Annotated in this window: 19 protein-coding genes and 1 pseudogene; 14 read left to right on the forward strand and 6 right to left on the reverse strand. The window is 49.0% G+C overall.

Annotated elements, in window-relative coordinates:
- The first annotated feature begins 672 nt into the window (after positions 1-672).
- The 3 genes and pseudogenes from NYE92_RS00895 to NYE92_RS00905 form a co-directional block, all read left to right on the forward strand.
- Entirely contained in the window at positions 673-1,872 is a 1,200-nt protein-coding gene (locus NYE92_RS00895) for an AAA family ATPase (RefSeq protein ID WP_013028020.1), read from the forward strand.
- Positions 1,873-1,879: 7 nt separating this feature from the next.
- Entirely contained in the window at positions 1,880-2,851 is a 972-nt protein-coding gene (locus tag NYE92_RS00900; protein ID WP_013028021.1) for a ParB family protein, read from the forward strand.
- Positions 2,852-3,196: 345 nt separating this feature from the next.
- Positions 3,197-4,308: pseudogene (locus NYE92_RS00905) on the forward strand (integrase core domain-containing protein); the annotation flags it as partial.
- Between the two features lie 2,642 nt (positions 4,309-6,950).
- Here NYE92_RS00905 and NYE92_RS00910 read toward each other — a convergent pair.
- Both NYE92_RS00910 and NYE92_RS00915 read right to left on the reverse strand, forming a co-directional pair.
- A complete protein-coding gene (locus tag NYE92_RS00910; RefSeq protein ID WP_014604569.1) occupies positions 6,951-7,325 on the reverse strand; it encodes a RidA family protein in 375 nt (124 codons plus the stop codon).
- 20 nt (positions 7,326-7,345) lie between these two features.
- On the reverse strand, positions 7,346-7,678 hold the full coding sequence (locus NYE92_RS00915) for a hypothetical protein (protein WP_013028026.1): 333 nt from the start codon (positions 7,676-7,678) through the stop codon (positions 7,346-7,348).
- A 335-nt stretch (positions 7,679-8,013) separates the two neighbouring features.
- Between NYE92_RS00915 and NYE92_RS00920 the strand changes: the two genes are divergently transcribed.
- The gene (locus NYE92_RS00920) at positions 8,014-8,742 is read left to right on the forward strand and encodes a YoaK family protein (protein WP_014598206.1); all 729 of its coding nucleotides are present in this window, start codon (positions 8,014-8,016) and stop codon (positions 8,740-8,742) included.
- A gap of 369 nt (positions 8,743-9,111) precedes the next feature.
- Positions 9,112-9,306: a hypothetical protein gene (locus NYE92_RS00925; RefSeq protein WP_013028028.1), complete on the forward strand. Its 195-nt coding sequence runs from the start codon at positions 9,112-9,114 to the stop codon at positions 9,304-9,306.
- An 88-nt stretch (positions 9,307-9,394) separates the two neighbouring features.
- On the opposite strand, the gene NYE92_RS00930 is transcribed toward NYE92_RS00925, so the two are convergent.
- The 4 genes from NYE92_RS00930 to NYE92_RS00945 form a co-directional block, all read right to left on the reverse strand.
- The gene (locus NYE92_RS00930) at positions 9,395-9,649 is read right to left on the reverse strand and encodes a biofilm/acid-resistance regulator YmgB/AriR (RefSeq protein ID WP_014604571.1); all 255 of its coding nucleotides are present in this window, start codon (positions 9,647-9,649) and stop codon (positions 9,395-9,397) included.
- A 142-nt stretch (positions 9,650-9,791) separates the two neighbouring features.
- A complete protein-coding gene (locus tag NYE92_RS00935) occupies positions 9,792-10,079 on the reverse strand; it encodes a hypothetical protein (RefSeq protein WP_013028030.1) in 288 nt (95 codons plus the stop codon).
- A 169-nt stretch (positions 10,080-10,248) separates the two neighbouring features.
- Positions 10,249-10,494, reverse strand: coding sequence for a regulatory protein YcgZ (gene ycgZ, locus NYE92_RS00940; RefSeq protein ID WP_019105874.1), 246 nt, complete (start codon positions 10,492-10,494; stop codon positions 10,249-10,251).
- A gap of 229 nt (positions 10,495-10,723) precedes the next feature.
- Positions 10,724-11,014, reverse strand: a complete 291-nt coding sequence (locus NYE92_RS00945; protein WP_013028032.1) for a hypothetical protein — start codon at positions 11,012-11,014, stop codon at positions 10,724-10,726.
- Between the two features lie 358 nt (positions 11,015-11,372).
- Here NYE92_RS00945 and NYE92_RS00950 point away from each other — a divergent pair, with 358 nt between their 5' ends.
- The 9 genes from NYE92_RS00950 to NYE92_RS00990 all read left to right on the forward strand — a co-directional run bounded on the left by NYE92_RS00950 (position 11,373) and on the right by NYE92_RS00990 (position 20,347).
- Positions 11,373-12,248 carry a metal ABC transporter substrate-binding protein gene (locus NYE92_RS00950; protein WP_237734462.1) on the forward strand — a complete coding sequence of 292 codons (876 nt, stop codon included), beginning with the start codon at positions 11,373-11,375 and terminating at the stop codon, positions 12,246-12,248.
- Positions 12,245-13,066 (forward strand): manganese/iron ABC transporter ATP-binding protein, encoded by an 822-nt coding sequence (locus NYE92_RS00955; RefSeq protein ID WP_133344981.1) that lies wholly within the window; start codon positions 12,245-12,247, stop codon positions 13,064-13,066. The genes NYE92_RS00950 and NYE92_RS00955 overlap by 4 nt, the downstream gene beginning before the upstream one ends.
- A complete protein-coding gene (gene sitC, locus NYE92_RS00960) occupies positions 13,063-13,923 on the forward strand; it encodes an iron/manganese ABC transporter permease subunit SitC (protein ID WP_259018382.1) in 861 nt (286 codons plus the stop codon). Before NYE92_RS00955 ends, sitC begins: the two co-directional genes overlap by 4 nt.
- Positions 13,923-14,750, forward strand: coding sequence for a metal ABC transporter permease (locus NYE92_RS00965; protein WP_019106861.1), 828 nt, complete (start codon positions 13,923-13,925; stop codon positions 14,748-14,750). Before sitC ends, NYE92_RS00965 begins: the two co-directional genes overlap by 1 nt.
- Positions 14,751-14,966: 216 nt before the next feature.
- The gene (locus NYE92_RS00970) at positions 14,967-15,455 is read left to right on the forward strand and encodes a (2Fe-2S)-binding protein (RefSeq protein WP_024471490.1); all 489 of its coding nucleotides are present in this window, start codon (positions 14,967-14,969) and stop codon (positions 15,453-15,455) included.
- Complete coding sequence (locus NYE92_RS00975; RefSeq protein ID WP_105082615.1) at positions 15,452-16,444, forward strand: xanthine dehydrogenase family protein subunit M; 993 nt, start codon at positions 15,452-15,454, stop codon at positions 16,442-16,444. Before NYE92_RS00970 ends, NYE92_RS00975 begins: the two co-directional genes overlap by 4 nt.
- Positions 16,441-18,777: a xanthine dehydrogenase family protein molybdopterin-binding subunit gene (locus NYE92_RS00980; protein ID WP_259018383.1), complete on the forward strand. Its 2,337-nt coding sequence runs from the start codon at positions 16,441-16,443 to the stop codon at positions 18,775-18,777. Before NYE92_RS00975 ends, NYE92_RS00980 begins: the two co-directional genes overlap by 4 nt.
- A gap of 2 nt (positions 18,778-18,779) precedes the next feature.
- Positions 18,780-19,379, forward strand: coding sequence for a nucleotidyltransferase family protein (locus NYE92_RS00985; RefSeq protein ID WP_309600919.1), 600 nt, complete (start codon positions 18,780-18,782; stop codon positions 19,377-19,379).
- On the forward strand, positions 19,376-20,347 hold the full coding sequence (locus tag NYE92_RS00990; RefSeq protein ID WP_259018385.1) for an XdhC family protein: 972 nt from the start codon (positions 19,376-19,378) through the stop codon (positions 20,345-20,347). Before NYE92_RS00985 ends, NYE92_RS00990 begins: the two co-directional genes overlap by 4 nt.
- Positions 20,348-20,361 lie beyond the last annotated feature (14 nt).

Here is a 20,361-nt window from a genome sequence, read left to right on the forward strand (position 1 = left end):
GACTCCCCTTTTCTTTCGTTGAAAAACGGGATATGACACCCTGCCAGTTGCCAGTTGCCAGTTGCCAGTTGCCAGTTGCCAGTGCGTTCAACTCAGTACCCTTTTGTCTACCGGCTTCACAGCAGGGTCACACATCGGCCAGAACTCATGATGCACCCATCCCTCGTTACTGATTACAGTGAATCTTTTGCTGACTATAGTGAATCTTTCAGTTTAGCGATCTTACCGCTGCCAACCGGCATGAATCTGTGCTCCAGACATGCGCTTAAATCAGCATATTGGCCTGGCCCTCCTGCTTACGGTTAACACGTATTGGAACTGAATTGACCTCCTTCAGGTCTGCAAAAATTCGAATGCATTCATTCACTGATTACAGTGAACGTTCGACACTGTTATTGATGCCTTTTCTTACCAGCTTTTACAGGGGATAGAATTTGTCAGCTTTATCGTGTGCTGGATCAAGCGTCAAGGTTAAGGCTGTAAAGATGAATTGGCGGTATTTCAAGTGCGCGAGCTCAAGATGTGTCCCGCTCATCACAGTGAATTGTGCGAACAAAGTCACAGAAATCAGGAGTCCTACATTTAACACAGTATTGCGTTGATATGATAACTTGTTGCCTTGTGTGCAGGATTTAGGTATAAATTCATAAATCCTACACATTTGGAGTAAGTATGGCTAACGATGATAGTCAGGTCATGAAAGTTGCTCAGCGTTCCGAACGCATGTTATTGAGCCTTACTGAACAAATTCAGGCACAAAAGCTTGAGTTGCAGGAAAACAGCTACTACCAAATTTATGCCAAGGCGGCTCTGGCTAAACTGCCAAAACTGACCCGCGCCAGCGTTGATTATGCCGTAAACGAAATGGAAGAGAGTGGTTATCAGTTCGATAAGCGCGCCGCCGGTAGCTCGGTGAAGTACGCCATGTCCATTCAGAACATTATTGATATCTATCATCATCGCGGCGTGCCGAAATATCGCGATCGTCACACTGAAGCCTTTACCTTATTTGTGGGAAATCTTAAAGGTGGCGTTTCCAAGACGGTTTCTACTGTTTCTCTGGCTCACGCTCTTCGGGCTCACCCTCACCTTTTATATGAAGACCTGCGCATCCTTGTGATTGATCTCGACCCACAGTCTTCTGCCACGATGTTTTTGAATCACGAGCGTTCTGTCGGGCTCGTGGAGGCGACTGCCGCTCAGGCGATGCTACAAAACGTCACACGGGATGAGCTGGTAAGTGAATTTATCGTTTCATCCATTATTCCTGGTGTGGACGTATTACCTGCATCAATAGATGACGCATTTATTGCATCAAGTTGGGATCAGCTGTGTGCCACTCATTTGCCAGGGCAAAACATTCATTCGGTGTTATATGATAATGTCGTGTCTAAGCTTAAAAAAGATTACGACTTCATCTTCATCGACAGTGGCCCACATCTGGATGCATTTTTAAAGAATGCGATCGCCGCATCCGATCTCCTGATGACTCCAGTCCCACCGGCACAGGTTGATTTCCACTCTACCCTCAAATACCTGACTCGTTTACCAGAGCTGATTGGCATTATTGAAGAGTCGGGAGCCGTATGCCGTCTCCAGGGCAATATCGGGTTTATGTCAAAGCTCTCTAACAAAGCAGACCATAAACTTTGCCACAGCCTTGCTAAAGAAATTTTCGGCGGCGACATGCTGGACGCAACCCTGCCCCGTCTGGATGGTTTTGAGCGTTGCGGTGAGTCGTTTGACACGGTTATATCGGCTAACCCGTCAACCTATGTAGGTAGCAGTGAGGCGCTGAAAAACGCTCGTTCTGCCGCCGAAGACTTCGCTAAAGCGGTTTTTGACCGCATTGAATTTATCCGCCTGAACTGAGGTTTTTATGAGTGCGAAAAGAATAACGATCGGCAGAACCTTCAGCCAGACACCGTTAAACACAGAAAAACTCTCTGATAACCCTTCGCAGACGTTTGTTCTTGCCACAGGAAAACGTGCCGTATTCCGTTTTGAACACATTCCTGCGAATGAGATAGAAAGCAAAACCTTTGTGACCATGGAAACGAATGGTCGCGATCAGTCTGGTCTTACGCCTGACTCACTGCGGGATATTATCCGCACGATTAAGCTTCAGCAGTTTTTCCCTGCCATTGGTGTGATGCAGGGCGAACGTATAGAGATACTGGACGGCTCACGACGTCGCGCGGCAGCACTTTATTGTAAAACCGGTCTGGATATTCTTGTGACCGATGCGGTCATCACTCCGGATGAGGCACGCAGGCTTGCGCAGGATATTCAGACGGCTCGTGAGCATAATTTGCGTGAAGTCGGGATGCGATTACTGGCGCTCAAAGACGGCGGCTTATCCCAAAAAGAGATTGCTGAAAATCAGGGTCTGTCGCAAGCCAAGGTCACCCGTGCTTTACAAGCTGCCAGCGTTCCCGCTGATTTGATCTCTCTTTTTCCTAATCAGTCAGAGCTGACTTATCCTGATTATAAAGCCTTGCTTCAGGCTGCGGATAAACTGAGTGAGACCGGGCAAACCGTCGAGGCATTGATAAACGCTATCTCGGCTGAAATCGATGTTGTCAGGGCTCGTGATGGTTTGGCTGAGGACGAGTTAAAAAACACGATTCTGAGGTTGATTCGTCAGGGTAGCCAGACGCTTGTTAAAGAACCTGAGAAAGATAAAACCACAGCGGTGGCTCTCTGGTCCTTTGCTGATAAGGATCGATTTGCGCGCAAAAAAACGCGAGGAAGAATGTTTAGCTATGAGTTTAACCGCCAGTCGAAAGAACTCCAGGACGAGCTTGATAAGGTCATTGCTGAGACATTAAAGAAGTATATGACCCGATGAAACATATCAAACCAGGCAAACTGATTGTCTGGTTTTTTATTCCCTCATATTTCCTTTATCCCTGTAATATTCGATATCGCTATAGCGAATTTCAGGCTGAAATCGCCAAATAAATAGCCTGAAATTTATCTCTAAGATACTGTTTTTTAAATTTTTTAATTTACTTTCCCAAAATGAAATTCGCTATATTTCCCGCCTGCCGCCTGCCGCCTGCCGCCTGCCGCCTGTGGTTTTAATGTGGTTGTCTGCCTCGGTGCTAAAGGATTTTTGATTCGACTGACCTGCTCCCCGTTGCTGGCCACAACATGATGTTATAACAACGCGAGGACATCCCAATGAAGACAGATTTTGTACGAACAGATCATCAGTATCGCTTGCATAGCCGAGGCTGGCACTTCCTCCCATAAGCATATTATTTCTGACACAAACTTTTGCGCCTGGCGTAAGACATTTAATGGCTTTGCACTCCCTGAAGTAAAACGTCTGAAGAAGAGAGAGCCCGTCTCAGGAAGTGACTTGCAGAAGTGATGCCTGAGTGAAGATGCATTACAGGTGGTTGAGCCGATAATACTGACGACAGATCGCAAGCGGGAAGCGGTTGCAGTGAGGTGTGAAGTGATGAGTCTGTCACGACCTCGTGCGTGCACGTATGCTGATTTGTTCCTGTCGACTTGCTGCCATGAGAAGCAGCCTCCGGTGGCAGATGCGAATTTTTCAGGGCGCTCGATTGCGCTGCCACCTGAGCGACGGCGTTTCGGTTAGCGCCGTATAGCGGGAAACTACGGCAACGAGAAGGCCTGCATGTTAATCACAAGTACTTGTGATGCCTTTACCATCTCAGCGGCCCGGGTGTTAATTGCAGGCGAGGTCGTAGAGTACGGATTACAGAACGCCTTCCTCTGCTCCGTCTTGCTGCTCCTGGTCTGTCGTGGTCACCGTATTTCGTCATGGACGCACAGGCATCCTGACGCAGAATAAAGTGTTATATCTGCGTTGATTATTTTACCAATGAATACCTGTCAGTTTCTCTTACCTCAGGTATATCTGGTATGCAGGTCACACGTATTCTGGACAGTATTGTGCTATTTCATGGCTATCCGGTAACGTTAAGACCAGACCAGACCAGACCAGACCAGATCAGACCAGACTCTGCACCAGCGTTTACCTGGCGGGCACTGAACCAGTGGACCTTTGCGCATGGCGTTAAGCTTCGGCTTATTCAGCCGGGCGATCAAATACCTATGGGGTTATCGAAAGCTTAAATGGTAGTTTTCTAAAGGCGTGTCAGATTAAGCTCGGGTTAAGCGAAAGTGTTCACCCAAAAAAAACATTAACGACTGGCGGAAGGACTATAAGCGTTTCAGCCTCATTCCTGAGTGATTTATCTGACGTCAGCGAGGTTAGCAGTGGGCTGGGAAAATGCTAACAGAGAAGGTAACCCAATCGACATGGCTAACGGTCTATTGTGCTCAATGCTGTGGGGGCAAATCACGTCGATGATTTTTATTGGATGCAGTCTGCGCGATATTTACACAAACAGAGACGGATACAGCAATTTTTCGACGGCATCTCAATTAGCGGTGTTGCTGTGATTGCAATAAGAGATTTAGCAGTGTGTGGATTATCGGTGTCAGGGCGAAAGCGACGCTTTTTTCAACCCTATCTTCATGAAAAATATTGTTTTTATGATGGCGATTTCAGCCTGAAATTCAGTCAGAGATAAAAAGTAATCCCTCGGTTTCTGAGAGAAGTCAATGCGTCAGGGTTTTGCTTTGTTATTTTTTTGAAGACGAACGTCCCGGTCAAACTCTGGTTAAATTGATATACAGAAAATATCCCTTAGTTATCCACAGAAAAAGTGGATAAGTTGAGAAAGCCTTAATGACAGAGACATGCGCCAATCTTTCGCCTTACTGATAGGCGTTTCAGGAGTAAGTAAGTTAAGCACATGGAGTTGGTTTCATGCCCCGATGCTAAAAAACATGTCGCAGTTTGCATCATGACTCTGGCCTTTCGTTTAATCGGAACAGATTCACACCTGGCAATTGCCCTCACGTTGATAAAACAACGATTTAATGAAAACGAGCGCTGACACGACGACAGAATGCACAGCGACAAGCTGAAGTCGGTGCAGTCATCATACAAAACCCGTTTCAGCCCAGGTATTATTCGAATCAGTAACAGACAAGGCTGGAGAGCGAAAGCGTTCTGTTAGGCGCTAATGAAAGTAAAAGCCTGATGCTGTACAGCATTTTATCAAATTCGCATCAGTGCCTGCAGGAGGAGAAAACGCCATTCCTTACAGAACAGTGATGCCCGGGCGAAAGCTAACGGCTTCTGGCGTTGGCATGATGTTTTTACTAAATACTACAAACTGCATTCAGGCCAACCCGACGTTCACTGTAATCTGTAAACGTAGGTCATAGGCTTGATTATCGACTGTGTGTGGCACTGTCACATTCCCATCCATGATGAAAAACTGATTACAGTGAATCGGCAACGAGATTCTTTTGAGATTAACTGTTCTGGTCTTCACTCATAACATGCTCATGTTGGCTGAGTTTTGTTTATTTCATCCTGCTGAGGCTACATCCCGCTTCAATCACGGGAATGACTTTCGATACTGATTACAGCGAATCACAACCACTGTAATCAGCAACCGCAAATGACCTGTTTGGCGATTTCAGGCTGAAATTCATACTTATCAATGGGTTTGCTGCATGAAATTGTTGAAAGCAGTCATTATGAAAACAGGCAAGCCTCGCTGGCGAGTGGCCATTTAGGCAGGGTTTTTTGATCGCATCATCCAGGCTTTACATAGGTATCTGGGTTGCAGTGTACAGTGAACGGTTAAGATGCGTTGCTCACCCGGGTTAAAAGTATTCTTCATATGATGGCGGGTTGGGGACAACTGTCTTTAACAGGCTTAAAATCGCTTTAAAGCAGAAAAATGACGACTCGCCACGAAGGGAAATCCACGTGACGGTATTAACGTGTTTTAGCCAAATCGAAGGAAAAATACGTCGCTGTCTTCTCAGGACATCAACGATTTCAGGGGCGAAAATTTGCGACCGTGCCCGATTATTTAACATAATATACAGGTTTGCCTGTGTTTTTGACGTTCAAAAAAATCATTCATCCTCTGGCTGGTTTTTATTTCCTCTTTCACTGATTACAGTGAATGCCACTTAAACGTTCACTGTAATCAGTAACACCTAAATGTTGGCGATTTCAGGCTGAAATTTATCTTATGCACCTAATGGCAATTTGCGGCACGTATATCAGCCTTGTGTAAATGGGAGTCTTACACGATTTCTTTTTATGAGCAGATAGCCACTGGTTCAGCATTCAAGCCGAAAAGCGCGCAGCCTTCCTCGTTAACTGAAACTGTTCAGCCCGGCGTGGAGTGCGACTGGCGTAAGCGTTCACGAAGACAAGGCACAAGCGGCGATTCGACAACATACGTATCTCTCAAGACGAAAATGTCTTTGCCAGCATGACCGCAGAGTGAAAGCGGTAATGGGTGGAGATGGAGAGATGAGAGTTCAGTGACAATTCATGTATCATGCGCGTTTCAAGGCAATAATGGTCAGTGGCTATTAGCCAGCACTGAGCTTCAGGTAAGTAAAGGGTAGGGGGCTTTGTTACTCAACGATTCCAGAACTTCCACCAGATTACTCAGCATCACTAACGTCGGGGGCATTTATAGCCTTTCAGCACTGTGCCACTTACGCATAAACCTGTTCGTTCAATGCCATCTGACGGTGCGGCAACTGAAGTATAAAACGTTGGGTCAAGGATGAGAGAAGGGAAAGACGATCATAATCAGATGTTAATCATGCCCTATGATCAGAATTTGTTGTGTCTTTTTTGCCGGAATAGATGCCAGGCCTGAAAACATCTGTCGTCATCTGATATATCCGTCGATAACAGCCGGTAAAGGTTCAGGTCGCTCTGCGTGGTTTGAACGGCTTTGCGCGAAATGAAACTTTGCTCCCATTGCCAGTGAGTTGCGCTGGATTAAGTACTGTCTCGAACATCATTGCGTTACCTCAATTTCTGGCCTTTTCATAACCCAGAAAATGAGGTTTATAAATGTTCAAAGACCCAGGATTGCGTCGATCTCAATCAGCAAGTCAGGTGAGAACAGAGCACTAACCTGTACCAATGCGCTCGCAGGTAAATAATCACCATAACGTTTAAACAGCACGTTGCGGAGTGCATCAATATCTTTAAAAGAGGTTACAAAGAGGGTGACCTTAATGAGTTGCTGCAGAGAGGTGTTTTCAGCCGCCGCTATGCTTTCCAGCTGATCAAAAATCACTTCAGCCTGCGCCGCGATATCCCCCTGGTTTGCAGGCGTGCCAAACGCCGTTAAGCCTGAGACATAGAGTGTTTGATTGTGGCTGACGGCATGGACATAGGGGGCAGTGACTTCCCCAAGCGAAGCATAGTTTTTCCGTACAGGCATCATATTGCTTAACTCCCAATATATTACTTGTTGGTCATTAGCAGCTGCGAGCACGCATGATTGCTAAGTGCTGCCTGCTGCTGCTGTTCTTGAGTCAGACTTTTCCAGTTGTCGATCACCCGAGCGGCCAGGCCAGGAACAAAATGTATTTTTTGCAACGCATAGTCTGAATTACTGCCTTCTATAACGTTTTTCATGTCTTTCTGCAGCTGTTGCTCATTTTGCTGAGGTACGGCGCAGAGCACTGAAATGTAGTAGTTTTCATCTTCAGCGTCATAATGAGGTGTCAGCCACCACCCCAGGAACCCAACGACAAGGGCGGCAGGGATAAGAAAAGCGGGTTTTAGTACTGTCATCTATCCATCCAGAGTCATTCTTCTCACTGGCCAACAGGGGCATCAGTCCGGTCGCATATCCTGCCATAAATAGCGCTATTAGTTAAATCCTCTGCCTGGATTAGGCTATCGGGTTACGCCAGGCACCAGCCCTCGTCATAAGCAGCATAAAAAATATGACCGGCATTGACGTTTTATGAAATCAGTCAATGAAACTATAAAAATCAATACAATTAACAGGTTACAGACCCAGACTTATCTGTATTCACCGCTGAGTTTTTAAAAACATACTACTATTAGTTGTCTGGAGCCTCAGGATCCAGACTGATATTTATGCACATTTATAGGGGAACCGCGTGCTGATAAAGAAGAAGAAAATACGTTCACATACCGAGGATAGATATCTGGCTCTGGCACTGGCAACGACTGCCGGGATACTCAACGCAATGGCTTTAGGCGCGTTTGGTTTTTTTCCGTCACACATGAGCGGTAATACTTCTCAGATCTCTAACGAAGTTTTCACTTCTGACTTTGATAGTCTGGTTTTCCTTGCGGGTCTGATTTCTGCGTTTGTGATCGGTTGTACTACCGCGAGATTGTTCATTATTGCCGGCGAAAGACGGAAAATCAGAACCATCTTCTGCCTGATCATTCTGGCTGAAGGGTTTGCACTGACGGCAGCGTCACTCTTCGAAAAATGGTTTTATTCACCCAGCTACAACGGTGAAGTATTGTTGATGCTGGGCTTCCTGATGGGCTTACATAATGCAACTTCTACGCAACTGTCGAACGGCCGTGTCAGATCAACCCATATTACCGGTACGCTAACTGACGCAGGCATTGCATTAGGTTCCTATTTATCATCTTTTATATCCCGGGCAGAACCTTGCGACAGACGATTTGCCCAGAAGCAGCTCTATACACATTTAACAACGGTATTATCTTTTTTAACGGGGTGCATTGTCGGACTATTACTGTTTAAAACCTATGCATTTAACGCTATGATTGGACTGGGAATTTTCCTCATCGCCCTTGCAGCTGGCGCGATTGTTATTACATTGTATAATGCAAAAAAGCTTTACTAGTTGATTTTTATAAATGGCGGTTTCGTGAGATTTTATTTCAGGTGCCGCCATTACTAGCAGGAATAATTAATTTAAGACTGTATTTTAAAAGTGGTATAGCAAATTAAATAGAGGGATTAACTTCCAGAATATGACCGGTGAACAAGTCCATAAAACTGACAAAAAGTAATAGAAATTTACGTTTTATCCGATTTAGAAAAGAATTACCATTTCACTAGATTGGTCGTGGAAAAATAAAATTATTGTATAACTAAATCAATAATATAAGTAGATTCTACCGCTTCGCTTAAGGTTTATTTCCTCTGCTGGCTTTGTTTTCCTGACCACAAAAGTGTTAGTCTGTATATACATACACCGGTTGGAGGTTATGTGAATAACCATGAAGACAACGACATTCGTGCGCTGATTGGGGCGGTGGTGAGTGAACTTCTGAAGGTAGGTGAGCCCGTGCAGTTTCACCAGATCACAGATGCATTGTTTCGTTTAAGTCAGGACAGCCGAGACAAAAGATTTAAAGTACTTTGCCAGCGCGCAATCCATTTTTTCTCACGCAAAATGCATTAAGAGTGACCTGCAATCTGGCTGCGTTGCAGGTCAACAAACTCACGCTGACTTAGGATAAACGCCCTCACCACAGATGTCAGATGCGAAACTACACACCTGCATCGTCTGGCGTACGTCCTACCACGATTTCAAGAGTTCTGCGTAACAGTTCGATGTGGAACTCATCATCCGTCGATTCGAGTTCTGCGATGAGGTACAGGATGATCGCTTTATTGGTTACGCGTTTTTCGTCACTGACAATATTTCTGATAACTCTGCCAAGCAGCTCAGTCTCCTGAGCAAGATGCTCTCCCTCACTGCGAAAAAACTCGATGATGGCTAAATCTGATGTGCTCTGTTGCATAGTTATCATTCTCTAAGAATCGTCAGTTGCGTCTTAAGGAGTCAGCCGACAAGGTCATTAAGTAGTAAGGGTTACCAGGCATAACACACTTTGATGCCCATCTTTTCTCTCGCTGGCACAGCTTAAATCTTAGACGCCAGCGTCAGTGTTTTTTAGAGCCTTCTGGTGGGCCGTCGTTGTTCAAACGGTGTTTATCGCGCTCGGGAAGATCCACCCGGCGGCGACTATTCGCTGTGGCCATGCCTTTTTGTACTTCAACAATCGCAACTTTGATGGCTTTCAGCCTGGTTGCGTCCTCGGTTTCACTTGCCATTGCTTCAAGTTGAGCAATAAGTGCATTGCTGGATATCGGACTTTCTGATTTCAGTAAGATCAGAACGGCCTCACCAATCATGACATCCGTTATTTTTTCTTCTTCACTTCTGTACATACTGGCTTCTCTGATTACGAATTTGTAGCCACGCTCCGGCTACGATGACGGGGGACAGCTAACCTTCCCGCGTCAGCTGTGGGCAGTACTATCCCTGTGAGTAAACATGGTACTGCCCGATCAGAAATTACTTCAGGTAACGAATTAATTTTAAAGCGTTAAATTTATATTAGCTTTCGCGACTAAACAGTAATCCAATCAGCTCCTGGTAATGACTTTGCTGCTCTGTGGCATCACAACCGTCAAGACGATGGAGCAATTTACTGCAAATTGCTTTGCGTGAAAGTGTTTGGCCTGCGCGCAGTAGCTCAACAACAATCTCACCCAGCGTTTCCTGCTGAGAGGGCAAATTTGCCTGGCTGAAGTAACGGGCGATGTCGCTGGTATTATCCGGTGCATGTCCGTTCTGACGCATACGATTATCCTCAGGTGGTTAAAATGTACTTTGCCATAGAGCGAAAGTTATACATCTTTCAAAAACTTGTACAGAATTTTGATGTTCTTAACGGGAGTTTTTTGTGCAAAAAATGCTAATTGATTAAAAACAGAGAGTTACAGAGGTGTGAAGTAGGGCGGATGTTATCAAGCATTGTGCCAAAATTAAGCTTAAAAGTTAACACAATGCGTAAAAAATGAGCATAGAACTATTTTATGACAATGTCATCGCCGTCGTTGTCTGAAGATCCTGAAAACGCTGATTTGCGTGCAGACCAGCCTCTGCCTGAAGTCAGGCGCGAACCAATTTGCCTGAAACCCATCAGCCATTTGGTTGCATCATCAAGTTGTGACAGCCTGGCTTCATCCACTTCAGACCGGGTCATTACTTTAAGCTCATCGACAAGAGACTCCACACTGACGTCCTGATTGATGGCGATCAGGTTCAGAGCGGCTTCGCCGATGATCGTGTTTGTCAGGTGCTGCTGGGAAAGTAACAAAATGACCTCCTTTGCCTTTCATACGACAAGTTTATTTTAGCAAAGAATAGCGTTCCTGTTTTGCCCTGCGCGCGCTCAGCGTTGATCCATCCACTTTATGGACCTGCATCAGGACGGTTTCTTCATTATTCGATGGCGCTACACTGCTGGACTTTTACTTTCAGAATAACTAATTAGCCACTCTGCATTACAAAACTTAGAACTTCCATTCATTTCATTAAAAAACTTCACAAAGTGTTTCTGTGTGAATTTTATAGCCTGTGCTATAAAATTTAGCACGGGCTAAATTATTGGCGCTTTTTTCATTAATCTCAGGATGACGAACATGGTGAGTAAATTATCGGTTTCAACACTTGGCATGATGTTAAGTGTTTTTGTTAGCCTCAACAGCTATGCGGCTGATAAATTAAAGGTCGTCACCACCTTCACCGTTATTGCTGACATGGCAAAAAATGTGGCAGGGGAGGCGGCTGAGGTCACGTCAATCACCAAACCTGGTGCCGAAATTCATGAGTATCAACCGACCCCGGGCGATATTAAACGTGCACAGGGTGCACAGTTGGTGATGGCTAATGGTTTGAATCTGGAATTGTGGTTTCAACGTTTTTATCAACATCTCAAAGGCGTTCCTGAAGTTGTTGTTTCAACGGGCGTCTCTCCAATAGGAATAGGGGAAGGACCTTATAATGGCAAACCCAATCCTCACGCATGGATGTCACCGGATAACGCACTGATCTATGTGGATAATATTCGTGATGCGCTTGTAAAGCACGATCCGGCCAATGCCAGCACCTATCAGCAGAACGCAGCCGCCTATAAGCAAAAGATCGTTGCAGCACTCGAACCTGTTCGTAAGCAACTCGCCGCCATACCAGAAAACAAACGCTGGATAGTGACCAGCGAAGGCGCTTTTTCCTATCTGGCACGTGATTTAGGGCTTAAAGAACTTTATCTCTGGCCAATCAATGCCGATCAGCAGGGAACGCCACAGCAGGTTCGGAACGTCATCGATCAGATGAAAAAGAATGCCATTCCCGTCATCTTCAGTGAAAGCACCGTCTCCGATAAACCTGCACGCCAGGTCGCGCGCGAAACGCACGCACATTATGGCGGTGTGTTATACGTTGACTCATTAAGCGCGGTCAACGGGCCTGTGCCAACGTATCTTGACCTGTTGAAAGTTACCACCCAAACGCTGGTAAACGGCATTCAGGACGGGATGAAAACACCATGAACCCCACAATTGTCGTTTCGGACCTCTCGGTAACCTACCGTAACGGGCATACAGCGTTGCACAACGCCAGCTTTAGCGTGCCAGCAGGGTCAATTGCTGCACTCGTCGGGGTAAATGGTTCGGGTAAATCTACGCTTTTCAAAGCGCTTATGGGATTTGTGCCTGCGCGATCGGGCCATATCAGCGTACTGGGATTGCCAACGCGTAAGGCGCTTCGCCGTAGCCTGGTCGCCTATGTGCCGCAGGCCGAGGAGGTTGACTGGTCTTTTCCGGTTCTGGTGGATGATGTGGTTATGATGGGGCGCTATGGACATATGGGCCTGATGCGTATCCCTAAACGGCAGGATCGCGATCGGGTGACTGACGCGCTGGCACGCGTTGACATGCTGGATTTTCGCCATCGCCAAATCGGTGAGCTTTCCGGGGGTCAGAAGAAACGCGTTTTCCTTGCGCGGGCCATTGCGCAACAGGGCGAGGTGATTTTACTGGATGAACCCTTCACCGGCGTTGATGTTCATACCGAGGCCAAAATCATTAGCTTGTTGCGTGAGCTAAAGGAGGAAGGAAAAACTATGCTGGTTTCGACCCATAATCTTGGCTCCGTGACCGAGTTTTGTGATTACACCGTCATGGTTAAAGGCACGGTTCTTGCCAGCGGCCCCACGGCGACGACGTTTACGCAGCAGAATCTGGAGCGCACATTCAGTGGCGTACTGCGCCATGTCATGAATGAGGGCGGTATCACGCAGGTTATCTCCGATAATGAACGGCCGGTTAATGCATCCACGGACACGGATTCATCATGGGGTAAACGATGACCGCGCTCCTTGAACCTTTTGGTTATCAATATATGTTGAACGCCACGTGGATTTCAGCCATGGTCGGCGGGCTGTGTGCCTTTCTGTCCTGTTATCTGATGTTAAAGGGTTGGTCGCTTATTGGTGATGCGCTGTCACACTCTATTGTTCCCGGTGTCGCGGGCGCTTATATGCTCGGACTGCCGTTTGCGTTGGGCGCTTTTTTATCAGGGGGCTTAGCGGCAGGGAGCATGCTGTTGCTCAACCAGCGCACGCGGCTGAAAGAAGATACCATCATCGGCCTGATTTTTTCTTCGTTCTTCGGCCTTGGGCTGTTTATGGTTTCCCTCAATCCCACTTCGGTAAATATTCAGACTATCGTGCTGGGCAATATTCTGGCTATTGCGCCTTCCGATATCATTCAGCTGCTTATTATCGGACTGACTTCTGTCGCCATTTTGTTTTTCAAATGGAAAGATTTAATGGTCACCTTTTTCGATGAAAACCATGCTCGCGCCGTTGGTTTAAATCCGGTGCGTCTTAAGATCTTATTTTTCAGTTTGTTGGCCGTTTCGACCGTGGCTGCGTTACAAACCGTGGGCGCGTTTCTGGTTATCTGTCTGGTTGTCACGCCAGGCGCAACGGCGTGGTTGCTGACCGATCGCTTTCCCCGGCTACTTGCCATCGCGGTTGCCATTGGCAGCATCACGAGCTTCATGGGCGCGTGGGCAAGTTATTATCTCGATGGCGCAACGGGCGGCATTATTGTCGTTGCGCAAACGTTACTGTTTTTACTGGCCTTCATCTTTGCGCCTAAGCACGGTGTGCTGGCGAATCGTCGTCGTGCCCAGGCGCATGCTGTGCGGGAGACAAGATGATGTGGCTGGAACCTTTTCAGTTTGGTTTTATGAATCATGCTTTACTCATCGCGGCGGTGGTTGCCGTGCCTTGTGCGCTGCTGTCAGTCTTTTTGGTCCTGAAGGGCTGGGCGTTGATGGGTGATGCGATGAGTCATGCTGTCTTTCCAGGCATAGTGCTGGCGTGGATGATGGCATTACCTCTGGCAGTGGGCGCATTCAGTGCCGGTTTGTTTTGTGCTGTCGCCAGTGGCTACCTTAAAGAGAACAGCAGAATCAAGCAGGACACGGTTCTGGGTATTGTTTTTTCCGGGATGTTTGCGGTTGGCCTGATTTTGTACATCGCCCTGAAACCGGAGATCCACCTTGACCATATTTTATTCGGCGATATGCTGGGGATCAGCCAAAGCGATATTTTTCAGACGTTAGGCATTGCCGCTGTGATTGTCGCTGTCGTCGGTCTGAAATGGCGCGATTTCATGCTGTTCAGCTTTGATCCTCAACAGGCTCAGGTGTGCGGGCTTTCGGTGCGCTGGCTGCATTATAGCCTGTTGTGTATGGTGTCTCTGACCATTGTGGCAACGCTTAAGGCAGTAGGGATTATTTTATCGATTTCATTGCTTATTGCACCCGGAGCGATTGCCGTTTTGCTGACGGATCGGTTTTCCCATGCGTTGATACTGGCGACGTTTGTTTCGCTGGTTGTCTCACTCTGCGGCGTTTATCTCTCATTTTTTATTGACAGTGCTCCCGCACCAACTATTGTGGTGCTTTTCGCTCTGGTCTTTATCGTCAGCTTTATCACCACTCACTATAAACTTTCTCGCCTGTCTAAATCCTCCTGCTGATTACTGTGCTGGTCGCCTGAATGAACAGGGCGACCAGCCGTGTTAATTAACGCAATCGTCGTCTTTTTACCTCTTACCCTGAAAATAAGTGCTAAACCTAATGACGTACATACGCATGTAAACATCAGGGTTATCCGGCTTTCCCCGTTCTTATCTCGCCCGTTATGTATAAGTAACCGATCACCTAACCGGCCCTGCAACCATGGGAAAAAGACAATGTCAGAAACAATACCGTTAACGATGCAGGTCAATGGTCAGACCCGACAGATCAGCATCGATCCTCGCGTAACCTTATTAGATGCGCTGCGCGATCATCTTAACCTGACCGGTACCAAGAAAGGGTGCGATCAGGGGCAGTGCGGTGCCTGTACCGTACTGGTAAACGAGCAGCGGGTACTGAGTTGTCTGACACTGGCCGTGCAGACGCAAGGTAAAGCCGTGACCACAATTGAAGGTCTGGAACAGTCCTCGGGTGAACTGCACCCGGTGCAACGCTGTTTTATTGAGCATGATGGTTTCCAGTGCGGCTACTGTACGCCAGGTCAGATTATGTCTGCGGTGGCCTGCATCAAAGAAGGCCATACCGGTTCTGACGACGAAATTCGGGAATATATGAGTGGCAACCTCTGCCGCTGCGGTGCTTATCCTTTCATTCTTGATGCCATTAAACAGGCCGCGGCGGAAATGGCGGAGGAGGCACGATGAATGAATTTCACTGGCAGGTTGCGCAGTCCGTTGAGGATGCTGCTGGCGCCAAACAACATCCCCAAAATCATCTTATCGCGGGTGGGACGACACAACTCGATTTAATGAAATGTGGTGTCTTTACGCCGTCCCGGCTCACTGATATCGCTGGATTACCCAACCTGTCTGCGATTGATTTTGGTCAGGATAACATCACCATTGGCGCTCTGGTCACTATGAGTGAGCTGGCGAATCATCCGGCCTGTGAACGCGAGGCGCCGGCTTTGTACGGCAGCTTATGGCAGGCGGCGTCGCCTCAGATTCGCAACATGGCTACCATCGGCGGCAATTTATGCCAGCGCACACGCTGCGCGTATTATCGCGATCCGGCCACCTTCTCTGCGTGCAATAAACGCGTGCCTGGCTCCGGCTGCGCTGCGCGGCATGGTGTGAATACCAACCACGCTATTCTGGGAAACAGCGACCACTGTGTGGCGGTTTATCCCGGCGACATGGCGGTCGCTCTGACGGCATTCGATGCAACGGTTGTGGTGCAAAACAGCCAGCAGCAGAGCCGACGCATTCAGATTGAAGATTTCTTTCTTCTGCCAGGTGATACACCCCATCAAGAACATGCGTTGCTGGCGGATGAAATCATCGTAGCCATTGAGATCCCATGCTCCCCGGCGCTTAAGCAGTCTCACTATTTAAAAGTCCGCGATCGCACCTCCTACGAATTCGCCAGCGCCAGTGCAGCCGTTGGACTCACGCTTAATCAGGGAATGATCGAAACGGTCCATATTGCTTTAGGTGGTGTGGCAACAAAACCCTGGCGCGCGCGCCGCATTGAACAGGCACTGACAGGACAGCCTTTTGAGCACCAAACGCTGTATGAGGCTGCAGAGCTGATTAACCAGGAAACTCAGGCGCTCTCCGGGAATGCGCATAAAATACAGCTTACACCGCGGGTAATCGCACGCGCCTTGATGGCGGCAGGAGAAATTGTATGACCCATGACCAAAACGACCTGCTTCACAGTGGGAACGCCGTGGATTCCATAGGCGATCACAACGAACGCTATCGCCGCGCACCCGCAAGCCTGTCAGGACTGGGAACGCCGCGCACCCGGGGTGATGGTGAGGTTAAAGTGACAGGAAAAGCGCGTTACGCGATCGAACATACACCCGAGAATGCTGTGCACGGCGTGGTCATCCAGTCCACCGTCGCCAGCGGTCGCATCAGACACATGGATACCACTAAAGCAGAAAGCGCAGCGGGTGTTATTGCCGTTTATACGCATCTCAATTCACTGAAAATTCATCAGCCGACGGCAATCGCTGACGGGGGCGCCGCGCAGACAACCTACACGCCGATCCAGGATGACGTGATTATTCACAACGGTCAGAACATTGGCCTGGTGGTGGCCGAAACCTTCGAACAGGCAACTTACGCAGCTTCGTTGGTAGAGATTGACTATGACACCACGCCTGCGCTGATATCACCGACAGATGAAGGGGTGGAACCCAAGCCGCTCCCACCTCAGGATATTGAGATGGGTGATGCGCAGAGCGCCATGAACCAGTCTGAAGTCCGCATCAATCAGCGCTACACGACCCCGCGTGAATACAATATGCCCATGGAACCCCATGGCTGTATTGCACAATGGGAGAACGATCATATGACCGTCTGGGAACCCAGCCAGTGGGTGATGGGCGCCCAGGTCGAAATTGCGGAATGGATGGGCATCTCACCCAAACAGGTGCGTATCATTTCGCCCTATGTGGGGGGCGGCTTCGGTTCTAAGCCCGTGCCTTACACACATGTTGCGCTGGCCTGTGTGGCCTCGCGCGCGCTCAATCGTCCGGTTCGTGTGTCACTGACGCGACCGCAAACCTTCACGGGTTTGGGCGGACGTCCGGCAACCTCACAACAGCTGGAAATGGGGGCGACGCGGGAAGGAAAGATTCAGTCCGTTATCCTGCGCAGTTTTAGTGAGACATCACTTATTGACGTGTTCGCCGAAAACTGCAGCAAGGTCACTGGCCGCATGTATGCCATCGAAAACCTCTCTGCCCAACATCAGGTCAGACCTATTAATACGGTGACGCCTGGCTGGATGCGCGCACCGGGTGAAAACCCCAGCGCGTTCGGTCTTGAAGTGGCGATGGATGAGATGGCTTACGCACTGGATCTTGATCCCCTGGCTTTTCGGCTACTTAACTGGGCCGATCGTGATTACCAAAAAGATCTTCCCTGGAGTTCACGTCGGCTTAAAGAGGCCTACCAAAAAGGGGCTGAGGCGTTTGGTTGGGATAAACGCGTCATGGCGCCCCGATCGATGCGTGAAGGACGCGAACTGATTGGCTGGGGAATGGCCTCGGGGACCTACCCGGTCAACACCATGCCTGCGGAAGCTAAAATCCTGCTTTCTCCGCAAGGTCAGTTCGTTGTGCAGTGCGCAGGAGCGGATATTGGTACCGGTACTTACACAATACTGGCGCAAACCGCCGCAGACATTCTGGGCGTTGATTCACAGCGCATTGATGTTGAATTAGGCGATACGCAACTGCCCCGGGCTGGCGTTGCGGGCGGCTCCCAGCTGGCAGGGAATCTGACCGCTGCCGTAGACGATACCGCGAAAAAGCTGCGCGCCCGTTTACTGGCGTTGGCCAGTCAGACCTCAGGTTCCCCTCTTGCCGGCATTTCGCATGACCAACTCACTCTGGCCCAGGGTGGCATCCATCTCACGGCTAAACCGTCTCAGGCCATTGATTTGGGGGCGCTGCTTAAGCTGGCTAACCTTAATGGGCTCAGCGTTGAAGGCGGCACGTTTTCACCGAACATGTCTGCGCAGGAACGGGACAGCGTTACTGGTAGCCTGAATGAAATGAGCCGACCGGATGCGGTCTCGGCCCACAGCTGGAGCGCACAGTTTGTTGAGGTGCGGGTGGACGAAGACTTTGGCACCATACGGTTGAAACGTATGGTCGCGGCCTTCGACAGTGGCCGACTTTATAATCCCAAACTCGCCCGAAGTCAGTGGGTGGGCGGCATGATCATGGGGGTAGGTCAGGCATTACTCGAAGGTGGCATTATCGATCCGCGTAATGGTCGGGTGATTAACAATAATCTTGCCGATTATCTGATTCCAGTGAATGCGGATATTCCCGAGATCACCACCATTGATGTCGGTGAACCTGATTATCAGGCCACGAGCATGGGCGGGAAAACGGTCGGTGAACTGGGCATCGTGGGCGTGGCTGCGGCTATCAGCAATGCGGTTTATCACGCGACCGGTAAGCGCGTCAGGGATTTACCCATCACGCTGGATAAAATCCTTTAAATATGGGTAGCGAGGTTGCCGGGAAGGCGGATGTGAAGACGGCGATTGTGCTCACGGCGGCGGGGATGAGCCGCCGGTTTCGACAGGCAAGCGGCCAGCATAAACTGCTGGCGGTACTGCAAGGAAAAGCCGTCCTCCGGCATTCGCTGGAACAGGCAAGGGCAAGCGGTATGGATATCATTGTTGTGACGCGCCCGGAAAATAAGGCTATTCATGTGCTGCTGGACAACGTGCGTGCTGTTTTCTGTGTCAGTCAGGGGCTGGGAGATTCCATAGCAGCAGGCGTCAGCGCCTGCCTGGACTATGATGCCGTCATTATCGCGCTCGGCGATATGCCTTTTGTCACGACTGACAGCTATCAGGCGGTGGAGCAGGCGTTGCATGCTTCACCGCTTGTACGCCCGTGGGTCAAAGGACAGCCAGGCCATCCGGTTGGTTTCCAGCGAGCATTTTTTCCCGCGCTGCAACAGCTTTCAGGCGATACGGGGGCACAACATTTGCTGTTAAACCAGCAAATCCGCTATGTGCCGCTCAGCGATCGGGGCTGCCTGGAGGATATTGATTACCCGGAAGACCTACTGCGAGTAAGGAGCAGCTCATGATTACGCTGGATCAGCGGGTTATCGAAACGGCCTTGAACTGGCATCAGGCGGGACAGGCGATTTGGCTGTGCACCGTGCTTCGCACCTGGGGTTCGTCCCCACGCGCGCCGGGGACAATGATGGCGATTAACGCCTGCGGTGATTGCTGTGGCTCGCTTTCTGGCGGCTGCATCGAAGAAGATTTCCTGGCACGTCTGGCGGAAGGGCATTACCGGATAAGCAGCCAGGTTGTCCGATATGGTGATGGCGGACGGCAAACCCGGGTGCAGTTGCCTTGTGGCGGCCGTCTGGACGTGCTGGTGGAACATCTGCTTCCTGACATGCTCAGCGGCGCGTTGTTAAGTGCGATGCATCAGGCGCTTATCGGCCAAACCCGGATGATCAAAAAGTTGTCCGTGGGCGAGCGCGCATCGTGGGAGAGGGTTGCAACGTCGGCCGCGTTACCCGTGCTTAGCTATCAGGACCCCGACATCGTGTTGCCAGTCGGCGCGATTCCTGAACTGTTGGTGGCAGGGTATTCCACGGTTGCGTTTGAATGCATTCGTCTTGGGCAGTTTCTGGGTTTTCATGTGCGCGTCTGTGAGCACCGTTCGGCAATGTTAAGTGAACTGGAGCGTCATTTTTCGGGTGAAGACAACGTGACGATTGTGCCGCAGCATCCTGCGCGCTGGCTGGAGTTAAACGGTGCCCATGCTGCTGTTGCCATTGTGTCGTTAACACACGATCCCCGTATTGATGAGTTAACCATGATGGAAGCGGTCAACACGCACGCTTTTTATATCGGCATCATGGGATCGGTAAAAAACAGCGTTAAGCGTAAGGCACGCTTAACGACGATAGCCGGATTGGCTGAGGATGAGCTGGCCAGGATTCAGGCACCGATAGGTTTGGCCATTGGCAGTAAAACGCCTGCGGAGATAGCGTTATCAGTGATGGCCGATATCGTAAGGGTCAAAAACCAACACTGATATTATACCAGCCG

Origin of the sequence: Pantoea sp. B566 (genome assembly GCF_024793925.1) — a bacterium.
Taxonomy (GTDB): domain Bacteria; phylum Pseudomonadota; class Gammaproteobacteria; order Enterobacterales; family Enterobacteriaceae; genus Pantoea; species Pantoea ananatis.

Bases quoted from the DNA above. Each gene is read 5' to 3' on its own strand.
- NYE92_RS00895 (WP_013028020.1), top strand. From the start codon at position 673: ATGGCTAACGATGATAGTCAGGTCATGAAAGTTGCTCAGCGTTCCGAA.
- NYE92_RS00900 (WP_013028021.1), top strand. From the start codon at position 1,880: ATGAGTGCGAAAAGAATAACGATCGGCAGAACCTTCAGCCAGACACCG.
- NYE92_RS00910 (WP_014604569.1), bottom strand. From the start codon at position 7,325: ATGATGCCTGTACGGAAAAACTATGCTTCGCTTGGGGAAGTCACTGCC.
- NYE92_RS00915 (WP_013028026.1), bottom strand. From the start codon at position 7,678: ATGACAGTACTAAAACCCGCTTTTCTTATCCCTGCCGCCCTTGTCGTT.
- NYE92_RS00930 (WP_014604571.1), bottom strand. From the start codon at position 9,649: ATGCAACAGAGCACATCAGATTTAGCCATCATCGAGTTTTTTCGCAGT.
- NYE92_RS00935 (WP_013028030.1), bottom strand. From the start codon at position 10,079: ATGTACAGAAGTGAAGAAGAAAAAATAACGGATGTCATGATTGGTGAG.
- ycgZ (WP_019105874.1), bottom strand. From the start codon at position 10,494: ATGCGTCAGAACGGACATGCACCGGATAATACCAGCGACATCGCCCGT.
- NYE92_RS00950 (WP_237734462.1), top strand. From the start codon at position 11,373: ATGATGTTAAGTGTTTTTGTTAGCCTCAACAGCTATGCGGCTGATAAA.
- NYE92_RS00955 (WP_133344981.1), top strand. From the start codon at position 12,245: ATGAACCCCACAATTGTCGTTTCGGACCTCTCGGTAACCTACCGTAAC.
- sitC (WP_259018382.1), top strand. From the start codon at position 13,063: ATGACCGCGCTCCTTGAACCTTTTGGTTATCAATATATGTTGAACGCC.
- NYE92_RS00965 (WP_019106861.1), top strand. From the start codon at position 13,923: ATGTGGCTGGAACCTTTTCAGTTTGGTTTTATGAATCATGCTTTACTC.
- NYE92_RS00970 (WP_024471490.1), top strand. From the start codon at position 14,967: ATGTCAGAAACAATACCGTTAACGATGCAGGTCAATGGTCAGACCCGA.
- NYE92_RS00975 (WP_105082615.1), top strand. From the start codon at position 15,452: ATGAATGAATTTCACTGGCAGGTTGCGCAGTCCGTTGAGGATGCTGCT.
- NYE92_RS00980 (WP_259018383.1), top strand. From the start codon at position 16,441: ATGACCCATGACCAAAACGACCTGCTTCACAGTGGGAACGCCGTGGAT.
- NYE92_RS00985 (WP_309600919.1), top strand. From the start codon at position 18,780: ATGGGTAGCGAGGTTGCCGGGAAGGCGGATGTGAAGACGGCGATTGTG.
- NYE92_RS00990 (WP_259018385.1), top strand. From the start codon at position 19,376: ATGATTACGCTGGATCAGCGGGTTATCGAAACGGCCTTGAACTGGCAT.